The organism is Pseudomonas sp. LBUM1668, assembly GCF_059695715.1.
The window spans coordinates 1,323,918-1,339,377 of record NZ_CP166787.1 but is presented as its reverse complement, the minus strand read 5'-3'; the positions used below and the strand labels follow the sequence as shown (position 1 = coordinate 1,339,377).

At 59.7% G+C, this 15,460-nt stretch carries 15 protein-coding genes; 12 read left to right on the top strand and 3 right to left on the bottom strand.

The window, feature by feature from the left end; all coding sequences use genetic code 11:
- Positions 1–4 precede the first annotated feature (4 nt).
- From ACA061_RS05910 to pdeM, 9 genes are all read left to right on the top strand, one after another.
- Positions 5–1,036, top strand: a complete 1,032-nt coding sequence (locus ACA061_RS05910; RefSeq protein WP_497300801.1) for a ligase-associated DNA damage response exonuclease — start codon at positions 5–7, stop codon at positions 1,034–1,036.
- A complete protein-coding gene (locus ACA061_RS05905) occupies positions 1,033–2,721 on the top strand; it encodes an ATP-dependent DNA ligase (protein WP_210553840.1) in 1,689 nt (562 codons plus the stop codon). Before ACA061_RS05910 ends, ACA061_RS05905 begins: the two co-directional genes overlap by 4 nt.
- Before the next feature lie 398 nt (positions 2,722–3,119).
- Complete coding sequence (locus tag ACA061_RS05900; protein ID WP_042557957.1) at positions 3,120–3,902, top strand: transporter substrate-binding domain-containing protein; 783 nt, start codon at positions 3,120–3,122, stop codon at positions 3,900–3,902.
- Positions 3,903–3,958: 56 nt separating this feature from the next.
- Complete coding sequence (locus ACA061_RS05895) at positions 3,959–4,687, top strand: ABC transporter permease (RefSeq protein WP_150604959.1); 729 nt, start codon at positions 3,959–3,961, stop codon at positions 4,685–4,687.
- Complete coding sequence (locus ACA061_RS05890) at positions 4,684–5,394, top strand: ABC transporter permease (protein WP_047300003.1); 711 nt, start codon at positions 4,684–4,686, stop codon at positions 5,392–5,394. Before ACA061_RS05895 ends, ACA061_RS05890 begins: the two co-directional genes overlap by 4 nt.
- Positions 5,395–5,424: 30 nt before the next feature.
- Positions 5,425–6,543 (top strand): succinylglutamate desuccinylase/aspartoacylase family protein, encoded by a 1,119-nt coding sequence (locus tag ACA061_RS05885; RefSeq protein WP_497300800.1) that lies wholly within the window; start codon positions 5,425–5,427, stop codon positions 6,541–6,543.
- 13 nt (positions 6,544–6,556) lie between these two features.
- A complete protein-coding gene (locus ACA061_RS05880) occupies positions 6,557–7,321 on the top strand; it encodes an ABC transporter ATP-binding protein (RefSeq protein WP_150604961.1) in 765 nt (254 codons plus the stop codon).
- Between the two features lie 188 nt (positions 7,322–7,509).
- A complete protein-coding gene (locus ACA061_RS05875; RefSeq protein WP_210700998.1) occupies positions 7,510–9,996 on the top strand; it encodes a ligase-associated DNA damage response DEXH box helicase in 2,487 nt (828 codons plus the stop codon).
- Positions 9,996–10,652, top strand: a complete 657-nt coding sequence (gene pdeM, locus ACA061_RS05870) for a ligase-associated DNA damage response endonuclease PdeM (protein WP_150604964.1) — start codon at positions 9,996–9,998, stop codon at positions 10,650–10,652. Before ACA061_RS05875 ends, pdeM begins: the two co-directional genes overlap by 1 nt.
- Before the next feature lie 68 nt (positions 10,653–10,720).
- Here pdeM and ACA061_RS05865 read toward each other — a convergent pair whose 3' ends face one another.
- Both ACA061_RS05865 and dcd read right to left on the bottom strand, forming a co-directional pair.
- Positions 10,721–10,930, bottom strand: a complete 210-nt coding sequence (locus tag ACA061_RS05865) for a hypothetical protein (protein WP_042557949.1) — start codon at positions 10,928–10,930, stop codon at positions 10,721–10,723.
- Positions 10,931–11,037: 107 nt separating this feature from the next.
- The gene (gene dcd / locus ACA061_RS05860) at positions 11,038–11,604 is read right to left on the bottom strand and encodes a dCTP deaminase (RefSeq protein WP_150604965.1); all 567 of its coding nucleotides are present in this window, start codon (positions 11,602–11,604) and stop codon (positions 11,038–11,040) included.
- Positions 11,605–11,957: 353 nt separating this feature from the next.
- Here dcd and ACA061_RS05855 point away from each other — a divergent pair, with 353 nt between their 5' ends.
- On the top strand, positions 11,958–12,167 hold the full coding sequence (locus tag ACA061_RS05855) for a cold-shock protein (protein ID WP_002554837.1): 210 nt from the start codon (positions 11,958–11,960) through the stop codon (positions 12,165–12,167).
- 146 nt (positions 12,168–12,313) lie between these two features.
- On the opposite strand, the gene ACA061_RS05850 is transcribed toward ACA061_RS05855, so the two are convergent.
- Positions 12,314–13,321, bottom strand: coding sequence for a DUF481 domain-containing protein (locus tag ACA061_RS05850; RefSeq protein WP_150618053.1), 1,008 nt, complete (start codon positions 13,319–13,321; stop codon positions 12,314–12,316).
- Between the two features lie 164 nt (positions 13,322–13,485).
- Here ACA061_RS05850 and ACA061_RS05845 point away from each other — a divergent pair, with 164 nt between their 5' ends.
- Positions 13,486–13,839 carry an MGMT family protein gene (locus ACA061_RS05845; protein ID WP_210553843.1) on the top strand — a complete coding sequence of 118 codons (354 nt, stop codon included), beginning with the start codon at positions 13,486–13,488 and terminating at the stop codon, positions 13,837–13,839.
- 43 nt (positions 13,840–13,882) lie between these two features.
- Complete coding sequence (locus tag ACA061_RS05840) at positions 13,883–15,442, top strand: AmpG family muropeptide MFS transporter (RefSeq protein WP_210553844.1); 1,560 nt, start codon at positions 13,883–13,885, stop codon at positions 15,440–15,442.
- Positions 15,443–15,460 lie beyond the last annotated feature (18 nt).

Below are 15,460 nucleotides of genomic sequence, written 5' to 3'. Positions count from 1 at the left end.
CGACATGGACCTTGTTATCGCGCGCCCGGAAGGTTTGTACTGTCCCGCCGGGGATTTCTATATCGACCCCTGGCGCCCCGTCGAGCGTTCGGTGATCACCCATGCCCACGGCGATCACGCCCGCACCGGCAACCAGCATTATCTGGCCAGCAGCGCCAGCGAAGGGATTCTGCGCGCGCGCCTGGGACAGGACATCAACCTGCAAACCCTCGCGTACGGCCAACGCCTGACACACCACGGCGTCACCTTGAGCTTTCACCCGGCCGGTCACGTGCTCGGCTCGGCGCAAGTGCGTCTGGAATACGGCGGTGAAGTCTGGGTCGCCTCAGGGGATTACAAGATCGAGCCGGACGGCACCTGCACGCCGTTCGAACCGGTGCGCTGCCACACCTTCATCACCGAATCGACCTTTGGCCTGCCGATCTATCGCTGGCAGCCGCAGGCGCAGGTGTTCAGCGAAATAAACGAATGGTGGAAAGCCAATATCGCCGCCGGCAAGGCCAGCGTGTTGTTCTGCTATTCCTTCGGCAAAGCCCAGCGAATCCTCCACGGCATCGACGAAAGCCTAGGGCCGATCCTCAGCCACGGCGCCGTCGAACCGTTGAACCGGGTTTATCGCGACGCCGGCGTGTACCTGCCGCCGACGATCTACGCCGGCGATGTGAAAAAAAGCGATCCGATCATGCGCCAGGCCCTGGTCATCGCCCCGCCTTCAGCGGGCGGTAGCACCTGGATGAGGCGCTTCGGTGACTTCAGCGACGCGTTCGCCAGTGGCTGGATGCGCCTGCGCGGCACGCGGCGGCGGCGCGGGGTCGACCGCGGTTTCGTGCTGTCCGACCACGCCGACTGGCCCGGCTTGCTGTGGGCGATCAACCAGACCGGCGCCGAACGGGTGATGGTCACCCACGGCTCGATTGGCGTACTCGTGCGCCATCTGCGCGAGCAAGGTCTCGATGCCCAAGGCTTCAACACCGAATACGGCGATGACGAAGAAGAAAGCGCTGCCACACCGACCATTTCCGAGATATCCGCATGAAAGCCTTCGCCGAGTTGTACGCAGAACTCGACGCCACCACGTCCAGCAACGCCAAACTGGCAGCCATGCAGGCCTATTTCGCCCAGGCCGAACCGCAGGATGCGGCGTGGGCGGTGTACTTCTTGTCCGGCGGCCGGCCGCGGCAACTGGTACCGGTGCGGATCTTGCGCGAACTGGCGGTCGCGGTCTCCGGGCTGACGCCATGGCTGTTCGAGGAGAGCTACCAATCGGTCGGCGACCTTGCGGAAACCATTTCGCTGGTGCTGCCGGAAAACCCGCACAGCTCCGACGCCGGCCTCGCCGAATGGATCGAGGACAAATTATTACCCCTGCGCGGTGAAACCCCGGAGTTCCTGTCCCGGCAGTTGCCTGCGCTGTGGGCGCAACTGGATCGGGCGAGCCTGATGCTGTGCATAAAACTGATCACCGGCAGTTTCCGCGTTGGCGTGTCGAAACTGCTGGTGACCCGCGCACTGGCGTCGATGGCCGGGCTCGACAGTAAACGCGTGGCCCAGCGTCTGGTGGGTTACACCGATCTGTCCAATCGGCCGAACGCCGCCAGTTATCTCAAATTGATCGCCGCGGAATCTGCCGACGAGCATTCCCAGCGCGGCGGCCAGCCGTACCCGTTTTTCCTCGCGCATGCCTTGGCGCAACCCGTTGAAGAGTTCGAAGCGCTGATCGGCCCGGCGAGCAACTGGCAGGTGGAATGGAAGTGGGATGGCATTCGCGCGCAAGTGGTCAAGCGTGATGGCCGCTTGTGGGTGTGGTCGCGCGGCGAAGAACTGGTGACCGAGCGCTTCCCCGAACTGGATGTGCTGGTGCACGGCTTGCCCGATGGCACGGTGATCGACGGCGAAATCGTGGTGTGGAAAAGCACCCGTCCGCACACCGAAGATGCCTTTGATCCGCAATCGACCGAGCCGCCCGCGGTGCAACCGTTCGCCCAGCTGCAACAGCGAATCGGGCGCAAGACCCTCGACAAGAAAATCCTCGAAGACATACCGGTGGTGGTGCTCGCTTACGACTTGCTGGAATGGCAAGGCGAAGACTGGCGCAATCAGCCGCAAGCCCGGCGCCGCGCGCAACTGGAAGATGTCATCGCCCGTTGCAACAGCCCGGTTCTGCTGCCCTCGCCAGTTTTGACCGGCACGGACTGGTTCGACCTCGCCCGTCAGCGCGAAGCCTCCCGGCGCCTGGGCGTCGAAGGCATGATGCTGAAGGCGCGCGATGCGATGTACGGCGTCGGTCGCACCAAGGACATGGGTGTGTGGTGGAAATGGAAGGTCGACCCCTTCAGCGTCGACGCGGTTTTGATTTATGCACAACGCGGTCATGGCCGCCGTGCCAGCCTGTACAGCGATTACACATTCGCCGTGTGGGACGGCCCGCCCGAGTCCAGTCAGCGCGCATTGGTGCCGTTCGCCAAGGCCTATTCAGGGCTGACGGATGCGGAAATGCGTCAGGTCGACAGCATCGTGCGCAAGACCACTGTGGAAAAATTCGGCCCGGTCAGCAGTGTGAAACCGAGCCTGGTATTTGAGCTGGGGTTCGAAGGCATCGCCCTCTCGCGCCGGCACAAGAGCGGAATCGCCGTGCGCTTCCCACGGATGCTGCGCTGGCGGCAGGACAAGACTGTGGACGAGGCGGATAGCCTGGCGACGTTGCAGGATCTGCTGGCCTGACCCCATATTCAACGACAGTTAAAGCCTACTATCCATTGCTTTATCTGGAGTGACAGCCATTTGTGGCGAGGGGATTTATCCCCGATCGGCTGCGCAGCAGTCGCAAAATCCGAGTATGCGGTCCGCTTGAGGGAATGCTGGGGCAGCTTCGCTGCCCATCGGGGATAAATCCCCTCACCACAAGTGCCCTCAATCTCTAGTCACGAACTGAAATGGTGCAGGGTTTTTACGCCGCCCATTTCCGTGCACCAATCCCCGCCTCTTCGATCAATCCCAACCTTTTAAAACACTTGTTCGGGACTCTGGTTCGGAAATTGCTACTTTCTATAGGTCGTACGCGTTCCAGTAACAATAATTCTGCGCCACAAGCGCTCATATTGGTTCTTAGGGATTGAATAATGAAAAAAGCATTGCTGACCCTTTCTGCACTGGCGTTGTGCATGGCCGCTGGCTCCGCGCTGGCCAAGGAATACAAAGAGCTGCGCTTTGGCGTTGACCCTTCGTACGCACCGTTTGAGTCGAAAGCGGCCGACGGCAGCCTGGTGGGCTTCGACATTGATCTGGGCAACGCGATCTGTGCCGAACTGAAGGTCAAGTGCAAGTGGGTCGAAAGTGACTTCGACGGCATGATTCCGGGCCTCAAGGCCAACAAATTCGACGGTGTGATCTCGTCGATGACCGTGACCCCGGCCCGCGAAAAAGTCATCGATTTCTCCAGCGAACTGTTCTCCGGCCCGACCGCTTACGTATTCAAGAAAGGTTCCGGCCTGAGCGAAGACGTTGCGTCCCTCAAGGGCAAAACCGTCGGCTACGAGCAAGGCACCATTCAGGAAGCCTACGCCAAAGCCGTGCTGGACAAGGCTGGCGTGAAGACTCAGGCCTATCAGAACCAGGACCAGGTTTACTCCGACCTGACTTCCGGTCGTCTCGATGCCGCGATTCAGGACATGCTGCAAGCCGAACTGGGCTTCCTGAAGTCGCCAAAAGGCGAAGGCTACGAAGTCAGCAAGCCAGTCGACAGTGAATTGCTGCCGGCCAAAACTGCTGTCGGTATTAAGAAAGGTAACACTGAGCTGAAAGCGCTTTTGGATAAAGGTATCAAAGCGTTACACGACGACGGCAAATACGCCGAGATTCAAAAGAAACACTTTGGCGATCTGAATCTGTACAGCGGCAAATAATGCCCCGGCGCCCATCCTCGATGGGCGCCTTTTCCATCCGCTCAGGTTGCTGATTTATGTTCGAAAACCTCTTACAAAATCTGGGGCTCTCCGCGTTCAGCCTTCAGGGTTTCGGCCCGTTGCTGTTGCAAGGCACCTGGATGACCATCAAATTATCGGCGATGTCGCTGCTGGTGGCCGTGTTGCTCGGCCTGCTCGGCGCCAGTGCCAAGCTGTCAAAAGTCAAACTGGTGCGTCTGCCCGCCCAGCTCTACACCACGCTGATCCGCGGGGTGCCGGACCTGGTGCTGATGCTGCTGATCTTCTACAGCCTGCAAACCTGGCTGACGTCGCTGACCGATTACATGGAATGGGAATACATCGAGATCGACCCGTTCAGCGCCGGCGTGCTGACCCTGGGCTTCATTTATGGCGCGTATTTCACCGAGACCTTTCGTGGTGCGATCCTCGCCGTACCGCGCGGGCAGGTTGAAGCCGCCACGGCGTATGGCCTCAAACGCGGCCAGCGCTTTCGCTTCGTGGTGTTCCCGCAAATGATGCGTTTTGCCCTGCCGGGCATCGGCAACAACTGGATGGTGATGCTCAAGGCCACGGCGCTGGTGTCGATCATCGGTCTGGCCGATCTGGTCAAAGCCGCGCAGGACGCCGGTAAAAGCACCTATCAACTGTTCTACTTCCTGGTCCTCGCCGCGTTGATCTATCTGCTGATCACCAGTGCCTCGAATTTCATCCTGCGCTGGCTCGAACGCCGTTATGCCGCCGGTTCCCGGGAGGCCGTACGATGATCGAACTCCTGCAGGAATACTGGAAAGCCTTCCTTTATACCGACGGCCAGAACATCACCGGGCTGGCGATGACGATGTGGCTGCTCAGTGCGTCGATCTTCATCGGTTTCATTGTGTCGATTCCGCTGTCGATCGCTCGGGTTTCCCCGCACTTCTATATCCGCTGGCCAGTGCAGTTCTACACCTACCTGTTTCGTGGCACGCCGCTCTACATTCAACTGCTGATTTGCTACACCGGCATCTACAGCCTCGCCGCCGTACGCGAACAGCCGATTCTCGACAGCTTCTTTCGCGATGCGATGAACTGCACGATTCTCGCGTTTGCCCTGAACACCTGCGCCTACACCACGGAGATTTTCGCCGGGTCGATCCGCAGCATGAACCACGGCGAAGTCGAAGCGGCCAAGGCCTACGGTCTGACGGGGTGGAAGCTGTATGCCTACGTGATCATGCCCTCGGCCCTACGTCGTTCGTTGCCTTACTACAGCAACGAAGTGATCCTGATGCTGCACTCGACCACCGTGGCCTTCACCGCGACCATCCCCGACATCCTGAAAGTCGCCCGGGACGCCAACTCGGCGACCTTCCTGACTTTTCAATCGTTCGGTATCGCCGCGCTGATTTACCTGACCATTACTTTTGCGCTGGTCGGTCTGTTTCGCCTCGCCGAACGCCGATGGCTGGCCTTCCTCGGGCCGACTCACTAAGCCCCGCTTTCAGGATTAAAGAGAAAGAACATGCGACACCAGATACATGACCTGCTGGCCCCGCTGCCGGGGACCGCACGACAGATTCACAGTTTCCACTTTGGCCCGGAACAGGCCAGAGGCAAGGTCTACATCCAGTCCTCGCTGCATGCCGATGAATTGCCCGGCATGCTCGTGGCCTGGCATCTCAAGCAGCGCCTGGCGGAACTGGAGGCGGCCGGCCGTCTGCGCAGCGAGATCGTGCTGGTACCGGTGGCCAACCCGATCGGCCTCGAACAAGTGCTGATGGACGTGCCACTGGGCCGCTACGAACTGGAGAGCGGGCAGAACTTCAATCGCTGGTTCGTCGACCTCAGCGAAGAAATCGGCAATGCCATCGAGGGCAAGCTTGGCGATGACCCGCAACGCAACCTCGAACTTATCCGCACCAGCCTGCGCCACGCCCTCGCCCGCCAGACCGCCAGCACACAACTGCAATCACAGCGCCTGACCCTGCAAAGGCTGGCCTGCGATGCCGACATGGTGCTGGACTTGCACTGCGATTTCGAATCTGTGGTTCACCTCTACACCACGCCCGAAGCGTGGCCGCAGGTCGAGCCGCTGGCGCGTTACTTGGGGTCGCAGGCCAGTCTGTTGGCCACTGACTCCGGCGGACAGTCGTTCGATGAGTGTTTCACCCTGCTGTGGTGGCAACTGCGGGAACGTTTCGGCGAACAGTTCGAGATTCCGCTGGGCAGTTTTTCAGTGACGGTCGAGTTGCGCGGCCAGGGCGATGTCAATCACCCCATGGCCAGCCGCGACTGTCAGGCACTGATTGACTATCTGATCCAGTCCGATGCCATCGTCGGTGAGACAAAACCGCAGCCACCATTGCCGTACCCCGCCACGCCACTGGCCGGGGTGGAACCGGTGACCACGCCGGTCGGCGGCCTGCTGGTGTACACCGCCACGGCGGGGCAATACCTGGAGGCAGGCCAACAGATTGCCGAAATCATCGACCCGATCCACGATCGCATCACCCCCGTTCATTGCACCACTGCCGGCCTGATGTACGCCCGTTCGCTACGGCGCATGGCCACGGCCGGCATGGTGATCGCCCACGTCGCGGGCGCCGAAGCCTATCGCAGCGGCTACCTACTTTCGCCTTGAGGATGTCTGTCCCATGTACAAACTGACCGTTGAAGGCCTGCACAAAAGCTATGGCGACCATCAGGTGCTCAAAGGCGTCTCGCTCAAGGCCAGGACCGGCGACGTGATCAGCCTGATCGGCGCCAGCGGCTCGGGCAAAAGCACGTTTTTACGTTGCATCAACTTTCTCGAACAACCCAACGCCGGCGCCATGAGCCTTGATGACCAGGCCATCCGCATGGTCACCGACCATCACGGCATGCACGTCGCTGACGCAAATGAGCTGCAACGCCTGCGCACGCGACTGGCGATGGTGTTTCAGCACTTCAATCTGTGGAGCCACATGACCGTGCTGGAAAACATCACCATGGCCCCGCGCCGGGTGCTGGGTTGCAGCAAACAGGAAGCCGAGGATCGCGCGCGGCGCTATCTGGACAAGGTCGGCTTGCCGGCGCGCGTGGCGGATCAGTACCCGGCGTTTCTTTCCGGTGGCCAGCAACAGCGCGTGGCAATTGCCCGAGCGTTGGCGATGGAGCCGGAAGTCATGCTGTTCGACGAACCGACCTCGGCGCTCGATCCGGAGTTGGTGGGTGAAGTACTCAAGGTGATTCAGGGCCTGGCAGAAGAAGGCCGGACGATGATCATGGTGACGCACGAGATGAGTTTTGCCCGCAAGGTGTCCAGCCAGGTGTTGTTTCTGCATCAGGGATTGGTGGAAGAGGAAGGCGCCCCGGAAGACGTACTCGGCAATCCAAAAAGCGAACGCCTGAAGCAATTTCTTAGCGGCAACCTCAAATAACCCCCGTACCTACGGTATCCCCCCCGTAGGAGCTGCCGAAGGCTGCGATCTTTTGATCTTGTTTTTAAATATCAACATCAAAAGATCGCAGCCTTCGGCAGCTCCTACAGGGGATTTGCGCTGTTATTAAACCTTTGCCATCTCCGCGCGGTCACTGGAAGAACACCTCCAGAGCGCGCGCAGCCGGCATGGCGAAATCCCCCGACCTTGCAAAAATCTGGTTCAGCAACCGCGCCTGGAAGCCCTTCGTCTTTCAGAAACAGGTCTGGGCCGCGGTAAAAAACGGCCAATCCGGACTGCTCCACGCCAGCACCGGCGCCGGTAAAACCTATGCGGTGTGGTTTGCCGCGCTCAACCGTTTTGCTCGATCCGCGCCTATTGTTGAAATTGTGCGCAAACGCAAACCCGTTGCCGAACCGCTGACCGTGCTGTGGATTACGCCGATGCGCGCCCTCGCTGCCGACACCGCCCGCGCTTTGCAAACGCCGGTGACCGATCTGCAGATCCCGTGGAGCATCGGCCTGCGCACCGGCGATACCAGCAGCAGCGAACGTGCGCGCCAGAGCCGACGTCTGCCGACCGCGCTGATTACCACTCCGGAAAGCCTGACGCTGCTGCTCGCCCGCGCCGACGCACAAAGCGCACTGTCGACCCTGCGCATGATCGTCGTGGACGAATGGCACGAATTGCTCGGCAATAAACGCGGCGTGCAACTGCAACTGGCCCTCGCCCGCCTGCGTTACTGGCAGCCAGACCTGATCGTCTGGGGCGTCTCCGCCACGCTCGGTAATCAATCCCACGCCGAGCAGGTGCTGATCCCACAGGGCGGTGGCGTCAGCATTCAGGGCCAGAGTGATAAATCCCTCAAGGTCGACACCCTCCTCCCACCGACCATCGAGCGTTTTCCCTGGGCCGGACACATCGGTCTGAAGATGCTGCCGCAAGTAGTCGCCGAACTCGACGCCTGCGCCAGCAGCCTGGTGTTCACCAACACCCGGGCGCAGTCGGAAATCTGGTACCAGGCGCTGCTTGAAGCGCGGCCGGACTGGGCCGGGTTGATCGCCTTGCATCACAGCTCGCTGTCCCGCGACACCCGCGACTGGGTGGAACAGGCGTTGAAGGACGGCCATTTGAAGGCAGTGGTCTGCACGTCCAGTCTGGACCTGGGCGTGGATTTTTTGCCGGTGGAGCGCGTGCTGCAAATCGGTTCGGCCAAGGGAGTCGCCCGCCTGATGCAGCGCGCCGGGCGCTCCGGCCATGCACCGGGACGCACCTCGCGGGTGACGCTGGTGCCGACCCACAGCCTTGAGCTGATCGAAGCCGTCGCTGCCCGCGATGCCGTGGCGCAACGGCGTATCGAACCGCGACGCTCACCGCACAAACCACTGGATGTGCTGGTACAACATTTGGTCAGCATGGCGCTGGGGGGCGGATTTATACCCGAGGCGCTGTACGAAGAAGTCCGCGGCGCCTGGGCTTATCGCGACCTGACACTAGCGGATTGGGCGTGGGCGCTGGCTTTCGTACGCCATGGCGGAATGTCTCTGACGGCGTATCCGGATTACCGACGAGTCGAACCGGATGAGCACGGCGTCTGGCGCGTGCCAGATGCGCGGCTGGCGCGGCGGCACCGCATGAGCATTGGCACCATCGTCAGCGACGCGAGCATTCAGCTGAAGTTCTGGAGCAAGGGTGGCGGTGGCAAGCAGTTGGGCAGCGTCGAAGAAGGTTTTATTGCGCGGCTCAAGCCAGGCGATGGCTTTCTGTTTGCCGGACGTTTGCTGGAGCTGGTACGCGTGGAGAACATGACCGCTTACGTCAAACGCAGCACCGCGAAAAAAGCCGCTGTACCACGCTGGAATGGCGGGCGCATGCCGCTTTCCAATGAATTGGCCGAGGCAGTAGTGACACGCTTCACCGCCGCTGCACAGGGTGATTTTGTCGGGCCGGAAATGCAGGCCCTGCGCCCTTTGCTGGAAACCCAGGCGCGCTGGTCTGGCCTGCCCACGACGAACAACTTACTGGTCGAGGTGCTGAAATCCCGCGAAGGCTGGCACCTTTTCCTCTATCCGTTTGCCGGTCGCCAAGTGCATTTGGGGCTTGCCAGCCTGCTCGCGTGGCGTGCCAGTCAGCGCCAGCCGGTGACGTTTTCGATTGCGGTCAACGATTACGGTCTGGAGTTGCTCAGCGCCACACCGGTTGATTGGTCGCAGCAACTCGATGCCGAACTGTTCAGCCCCGAACATCTGCTGCGCGATGTTCTGGCCAGCCTCAACGCCGGCGAATTGGCTCTGCGGCGCTTTCGCGAAATCGCCCGAATTGCCGGGCTGGTGTTCGCCGGCTACCCCGGCGCGCCAAAAAGTACTCGCCAGGTGCAGGCCTCCAGCGGTTTGTTTTTCGAGGTCTTCAAACAATATGACGCCGACAACCTGCTGCTGGCGCAGGCCGGGGAAGAAGTCCTACGAGAGGAACTGGATATTCACAGGCTTGAACAGACGCTGGAGCACATCAATCGCATGAAACTCGACGTACACCTGATCAAACGTCCTACACCCTTGGGGTTTCCGCTGCTGGTGGAGCGCATGCGCGAGAGCATGAGTTCGGAAAAACTCGCTGACCGAATCAGACGGATGGTCGGTGATCTGGAGCAATCAGCCGACAAGGGCAAGGCCTAATGAATGCGCCCTACCCGGTTCGTCTGGCTGGTGAGGAACTCTGGTTGTTACCGGAAAAGGCTCTGTATTGGCCGGAGCAACAAGCGCTGTTGATCGCCGACGTGCATTTCGGCAAGGCTGCCGCCTATCGCAGCCTTGGCCAGCCGGTCCCGCAGGGCACGACGGCGAGCAACATCGCCGTGATTGATCGACTGTTGGCGAAACTGCCCTGCCGACAACTGATCTTTCTTGGCGATTTTTTGCATGGGCCCGGCTCTCACGCGGTGGGCACTTTAGCTGCGCTGGCCGATTGGCGGGCGCGCCACGCTGATCTGCCGATGACGCTGATTCGTGGCAATCACGACAAACGCGCAGGTGACCCGCCCGCATCGTTGAACATTCGCGTCGTGCCGGAGCCACTGTTGCTCGGCCCGTTCGCCTTACAACACGAACCCGATCCCCACGCCGAAAGACATGTGCTGGCCGGACACGTGCACCCGGTCTATCGGCTACACGGCAAAGGCCGGCAGAGCTTGCGCCTGGCCTGTTTCAAACTGGGCGAACGCATCAGCCTGATGCCAGCGTTCGGTGCGTTTACCGGTGGTTATCGGGTCGAACGCGACGAGAGCTGCAGGATCTTTGTCATTGGTGACAACGAAATATGGCCAGTCAGTTGAAGTCTTGATAGACCCCTACTGACTGACCATTCATTCAGCGCGTCATTTAGCGCGTTTTTTAATGCAAGTCAGGCGACAGGTGCGGGTGGCGGCTCATCCGGAAGGGTCGGTTCGCCCGGCTCGGTCGGTTGTTCGTTGGGGGTATCAGGATCAGGCTGACCAGGAATCCCGCCGGCCATGCTAATGGGCGGATGTGCCAACAAGGACCAGGCCAAAACGCCAATCTGATTGGGCTCAAGCCTTGCCAGTTCGGCACTGATATGCGGATCGATCTTCATGGGGCACTCCTCGGCGAAGGCCCGTTTTGCCAGAAACAAAAACGGGCAGTACACCCCATAGAGTGTCTGCCCGCCAAAGAATTCCCGACATCCGCCGGATGGACGAATCAGGTCCGCGGCAGAGTCACGCCACGCTGGCCCTGATACTTGCCGCCGCGATCCTTGTAGGAAACTTCACATTCCTCGTCAGACTCAAGAAAGAGCATCTGCGCCACGCCTTCGTTGGCGTAGATTTTTGCCGGCAGATTGGTGGTGTTGGAGAATTCCAGAGTCACGTGGCCTTCCCACTCAGGCTCGAGCGGGGTGACGTTGACGATAATGCCGCAACGCGCGTAGGTGCTTTTACCCAGGCAGATGGTCAGTACATTGCGTGGAATACGGAAGTATTCGACGGTGCTGGCCAAGGCGAAGGAGTTCGGCGGAATGATGCAAACGTCACTGTGGATGTCGACGAAGCTGCCGGCGTCGAAGTTTTTCGGATCGACGATGGCCGAGTTGATGTTGGTGAACACCTTGAAGTGGTTGGTGCAACGCACGTCGTAACCGTAGCTCGACACACCGTAGGAAATCACACGGTTGTCATCGTTGCCGCGCACCTGGCGCTCGACGAACGGTTCGATCATGCCGTGTTCCTGCGCCATGCGGCGAATCCACTTGTCCGATTTGATGCTCATGGCGGGTGTCCTGAATAGCGAGGTGGAAAAATTCTGTCCGGCATCTTACCGGGCGCGCCGCCGCGTTCAAAGTCCGTCGAGCAATTCTCGCCGAACTCCCCGGAAATACGGGGCGTGGCGACGATCCGCAGAACCGCTGATCCTGAAATCACAGAAACCTTTGCAAGAAACATTGGCACGTTCCGAAAAACCGGTTAAGGTGGCGTCACTGTGTTGCTTGTGTCACTGAGAATCTCTACACGATATGTTGAATTTCGATCCAACCATCTACAAGAATTTTTCCTGCTCTTTGCACTCAGTCTCGGCCAGGGCAATTCCTGCGTCGCAGTTATCTTTGTTCAAGGAGTTACACCATGTCTAATCGCCAAACCGGTACCGTTAAGTGGTTCAACGATGAAAAAGGCTTCGGCTTCATCACTCCACAATCCGGTGACGACCTGTTCGTTCACTTCAAAGCTATCCAATCCGACGGCTTCAAAAGCCTGAAAGAAGGCCAACAGGTTTCTTTCATCGCTACCCGCGGTCAGAAAGGCATGCAAGCTGAGGAAGTACAAGTTATCTAACTTGTAGCTTTTTTAGAAAAGAGCCCCGCCCTTAAAAGCGGGGCTTTTTTGTGGGCGTCTGTTTTGCAGGCGCAAAAAAAGATCGCAGCCTTCAGCAACTCCTCCTGCTTCAGGAGTTGCCGAAGACTGCGATCTTTTGCTTTACGTTACCAGGCCACGCCAAACCCAGCGGTATAACGGGTCTTGTTCAAATCTGCATCATTGGTGCCGCTGATGATGTCACGCTCGGCCTTCAGGTTCAGCGAGGCCCACTCGGTGACCTTGTAGCGCAAGCCCATCTCGGCATCCAGCGCATAATTGGCCACGTTGGACAACGGCTTGCCAACTTCGCCGTTGGTGAAGAACTCGACCTTCTTGCCGATCAGGTAGCGGTTGTAGTCCCATTTCATGGCAACGGAATAGAAGTTGTCCTTGCTGCCATCCTTGTATTCGTAATCAGTGCGGTTAAGCAGCGAGCCCAGCGAGAACGCACCCAATTCATCATCCCAGAACTGGTAGCCCGGACCGGTACCGACAACACGCTGGCGCGCCAGCTCTTCAATGTGATCGCGCTTATAGTTCAGACGTCCCTGCCAGAACCACTGATCGGTCAGGAAGCGGTCGAGGGAGTACTCGGCGCGCCAGTTGTCAGTGGTGGTCACGTCATCCTGCACTTCACGGTTGTATTCGCCTTCGGCGATGTGCCGCCAGCGACCATGACGCGCCGAGGTCTTGAAGCCGACGTCGTAATCGTCGGTGTCCTTTTCCGCACGCTGATAGTCCAGCGCCAGATCAACATTACCCTTCCACACCAGATCCTCGACCACCGGCTTCGGCTTGAGAATCTGCTGAATGCTCGCCAGTTCCACGGTTTTGGGTGCTTCGCCATTGGCCAGGGTGACCTTGCCGTCTTCAGCCGCGGTCAGCGACTTCGAGACTTCACCCGTGTAGGCGTCCTGCTTGACCAGCAGATGCTGATCACTGTCCAGGGTCTTGACCTCTTTCCAGTCAATCGTGACCGCCCCGGCATATTTGGTCTGGATCAACAGCTTGCCGCCGTCGAACACAGTGATAGTGCCGGTCAGCTTGTCACCGTTCTTCATCCAGACGGTGTCGGCAAGCAAGGGCGTGGATGCGCTACAAACAGCAAGGCACAGCAAGGTTCTGGAAAACATAAGCGAATCGAGGGCTCAAGTTTGCGTAAAAGGATCGGCATTATCCGGAGGAATAAGACCCTGACAAGGACTGACCGGACTATTTCCATTGAGTTCATTTCTCAACTGGCCGATCAGGGTTTACGCTTCATGCATTAATTCGATCCTGTTCAGGAACTGCGTACGTGACAGACCCGATCCACGAAGGCGACAGCGAGGCGCAAATCCGACGCACGGCGCTCTACTCGACCCTTGCGCAAGTGCCCGCCGGCAAAGTCGTCAGCTATGGTCAATTGGCTGACCTCGCCGGGTTGGGGCGCGCCGCCCGCTGGGTCGGCCGCACGCTCAGCCAATTGCCCGGCGATACCAAACTGCCCTGGCACCGCGTTCTCGGTGCCGGCGGTCGGATCAGCCTGCCGGTGGGCAGTCCATCGGGCGATGAACAACGCGCGCGATTGCGCATGGAGGGCATCACCGTCCTGAACAATCGTGTGGATATTCAACGCCATGGCTGGCGTCCGGTAGAGCACAGCGGTTAGAGTGCGCGCTTTGTTCCCGCAATCTTGAGGCAGACTTCAGCCCATGCCCCGTAAAACCTGGCGCGCCGCGCTCGCCGCCTATGCCAGTCCTTCGACGCTCGTGCTGTTGTTGCTGGGTTTCGCCGCCGGCCTGCCGTACATGCTGGTGTTCTCAACGCTGTCGGTCTGGCTGCGTGAAGCCGGCGTGGCCCGTGAAACCATCGGCTATGCCAGCCTGATCGGTCTGGCCTACGCATTCAAATGGGTCTGGTCACCGCTGCTCGACCAATGGCGTTTGCCGTTGCTGGGCAAGCTTGGCCGTCGACGTTCGTGGCTGGTGCTTTCGCAGTCACTGGTGATCCTGGGCCTGATCGGCATGGGTTTCTGCGATCCGCAGAAGCACCTGTCCTGGCTGATCGCCATTGCCGTGATCGTTGCCTTCGCTTCCGCTACCCAAGACATTGCGGTCGACGCCTATCGCCTGGAAATTGCCGATGACAGCCGGCAAGCCGCACTCGCTGCCAGTTATATGTCCGGCTATCGCATAGCAGCGCTGCTGGCGACTGCCGGCGCACTGTTTTTCGCTGAAGGTTTTGGCTCAACCGGTTTCAACTATCAGCACTCGGCCTGGGCCGGCACCTACTTGCTGTTTGGCGCGCTAATGGTCCCTGCCCTGCTGACAACGCTGTTCATGCGCGAACCGCCTGTACCGTTGCGCACGCAGTTGCAGGCCGGGCGCTACACCTTTATGCATCAGCTGATGTCCGTGTTCGTGTTGATCGTCTTGCTGGTGTCCGTGCCAGCGATGTTCACCCAGCTCTACAACACCGATTTCGCCAGCGTGCTGTTCGAAGGCGCCAGCCTGCTTGACCTGCTGCTGGAAGACCGTGCCTTCCTGCGCGCCATCCTCTATACGCTGCTCACCGCATTGTGCCTGTCGGCCATGGGGCGTCGCGGGCTGGCACCGGTGCTGACGCCGGTCAACGACTTCATCCTGCGCTACCGCTGGCAAGCGCTGCTGCTGCTCGGGCTGATTGCCACCTATCGAATGTCAGACACGGTGATGGGCGTGATGGCCAACGTGTTCTATATCGACCAGGGGTTCACCAAGGATCAGATTGCCAGTGTCAGCAAGATATTCGGCTTGATCATGACCCTCGTCGGCGCCGGCATGGGCGGATTGCTGATTGTGCGTTTCGGCATTCTGCCGATCCTGCTCATCGGCGGCGCAGCGTCGGCGGGCACCAACCTGCTGTTCCTGATGCTCGCCGACATGGGCCCGAACCTGCAGATGCTGATGGTGACCATTTCCCTGGACAACTTCAGCTCCGGCTTGGCGACGTCTGCATTTGTCGCTTATCTGTCGAGCCTGACCAACCTGAAGTTCTCCGCGACGCAATACGCGCTGCTCAGTTCGATCATGCTCCTGCTGCCGCGCCTGATCGGCGGCTATTCCGGGGTAATGGTCGAGAAATTCGGTTACCACAACTTCTTCCTGATCACTGCACTGCTCGGCGTGCCGACCCTGGTGCTGATCGCGGTGCACTGGTTCCAGGAAAGCCGCCGCGAAGGCCCGACGCCAACGCCCGAGCCTGCGCCGACGCCGCTTGCGGAAGAATCGTAAGACGTTTCGCCAACGGCG

Excerpts from the sequence above, each read along its gene's own strand:
- ACA061_RS05855 (WP_002554837.1), top strand. The coding sequence starts at position 11,958 with ATGTCTAATCGCCAAACCGGTACCGTTAAGTGGTTCAACGATGAAAAA.
- ACA061_RS05865 (WP_042557949.1), bottom strand. The coding sequence starts at position 10,930 with ATGAAGATCGATCCGCATATCAGTGCCGAACTGGCAAGGCTTGAGCCC.
- ACA061_RS05880 (WP_150604961.1), top strand. The coding sequence starts at position 6,557 with ATGTACAAACTGACCGTTGAAGGCCTGCACAAAAGCTATGGCGACCAT.
- ACA061_RS05885 (WP_497300800.1), top strand. The coding sequence starts at position 5,425 with ATGCGACACCAGATACATGACCTGCTGGCCCCGCTGCCGGGGACCGCA.
- ACA061_RS05905 (WP_210553840.1), top strand. The coding sequence starts at position 1,033 with ATGAAAGCCTTCGCCGAGTTGTACGCAGAACTCGACGCCACCACGTCC.
- ACA061_RS05895 (WP_150604959.1), top strand. The coding sequence starts at position 3,959 with ATGTTCGAAAACCTCTTACAAAATCTGGGGCTCTCCGCGTTCAGCCTT.
- ACA061_RS05910 (WP_497300801.1), top strand. The coding sequence starts at position 5 with ATGGACCTTGTTATCGCGCGCCCGGAAGGTTTGTACTGTCCCGCCGGG.
- ACA061_RS05840 (WP_210553844.1), top strand. The coding sequence starts at position 13,883 with ATGCCCCGTAAAACCTGGCGCGCCGCGCTCGCCGCCTATGCCAGTCCT.
- pdeM (WP_150604964.1), top strand. The coding sequence starts at position 9,996 with ATGAATGCGCCCTACCCGGTTCGTCTGGCTGGTGAGGAACTCTGGTTG.
- ACA061_RS05900 (WP_042557957.1), top strand. The coding sequence starts at position 3,120 with ATGAAAAAAGCATTGCTGACCCTTTCTGCACTGGCGTTGTGCATGGCC.
- dcd (WP_150604965.1), bottom strand. The coding sequence starts at position 11,604 with ATGAGCATCAAATCGGACAAGTGGATTCGCCGCATGGCGCAGGAACAC.
- ACA061_RS05875 (WP_210700998.1), top strand. The coding sequence starts at position 7,510 with ATGGCGAAATCCCCCGACCTTGCAAAAATCTGGTTCAGCAACCGCGCC.
- ACA061_RS05850 (WP_150618053.1), bottom strand. The coding sequence starts at position 13,321 with ATGTTTTCCAGAACCTTGCTGTGCCTTGCTGTTTGTAGCGCATCCACG.
- ACA061_RS05890 (WP_047300003.1), top strand. The coding sequence starts at position 4,684 with ATGATCGAACTCCTGCAGGAATACTGGAAAGCCTTCCTTTATACCGAC.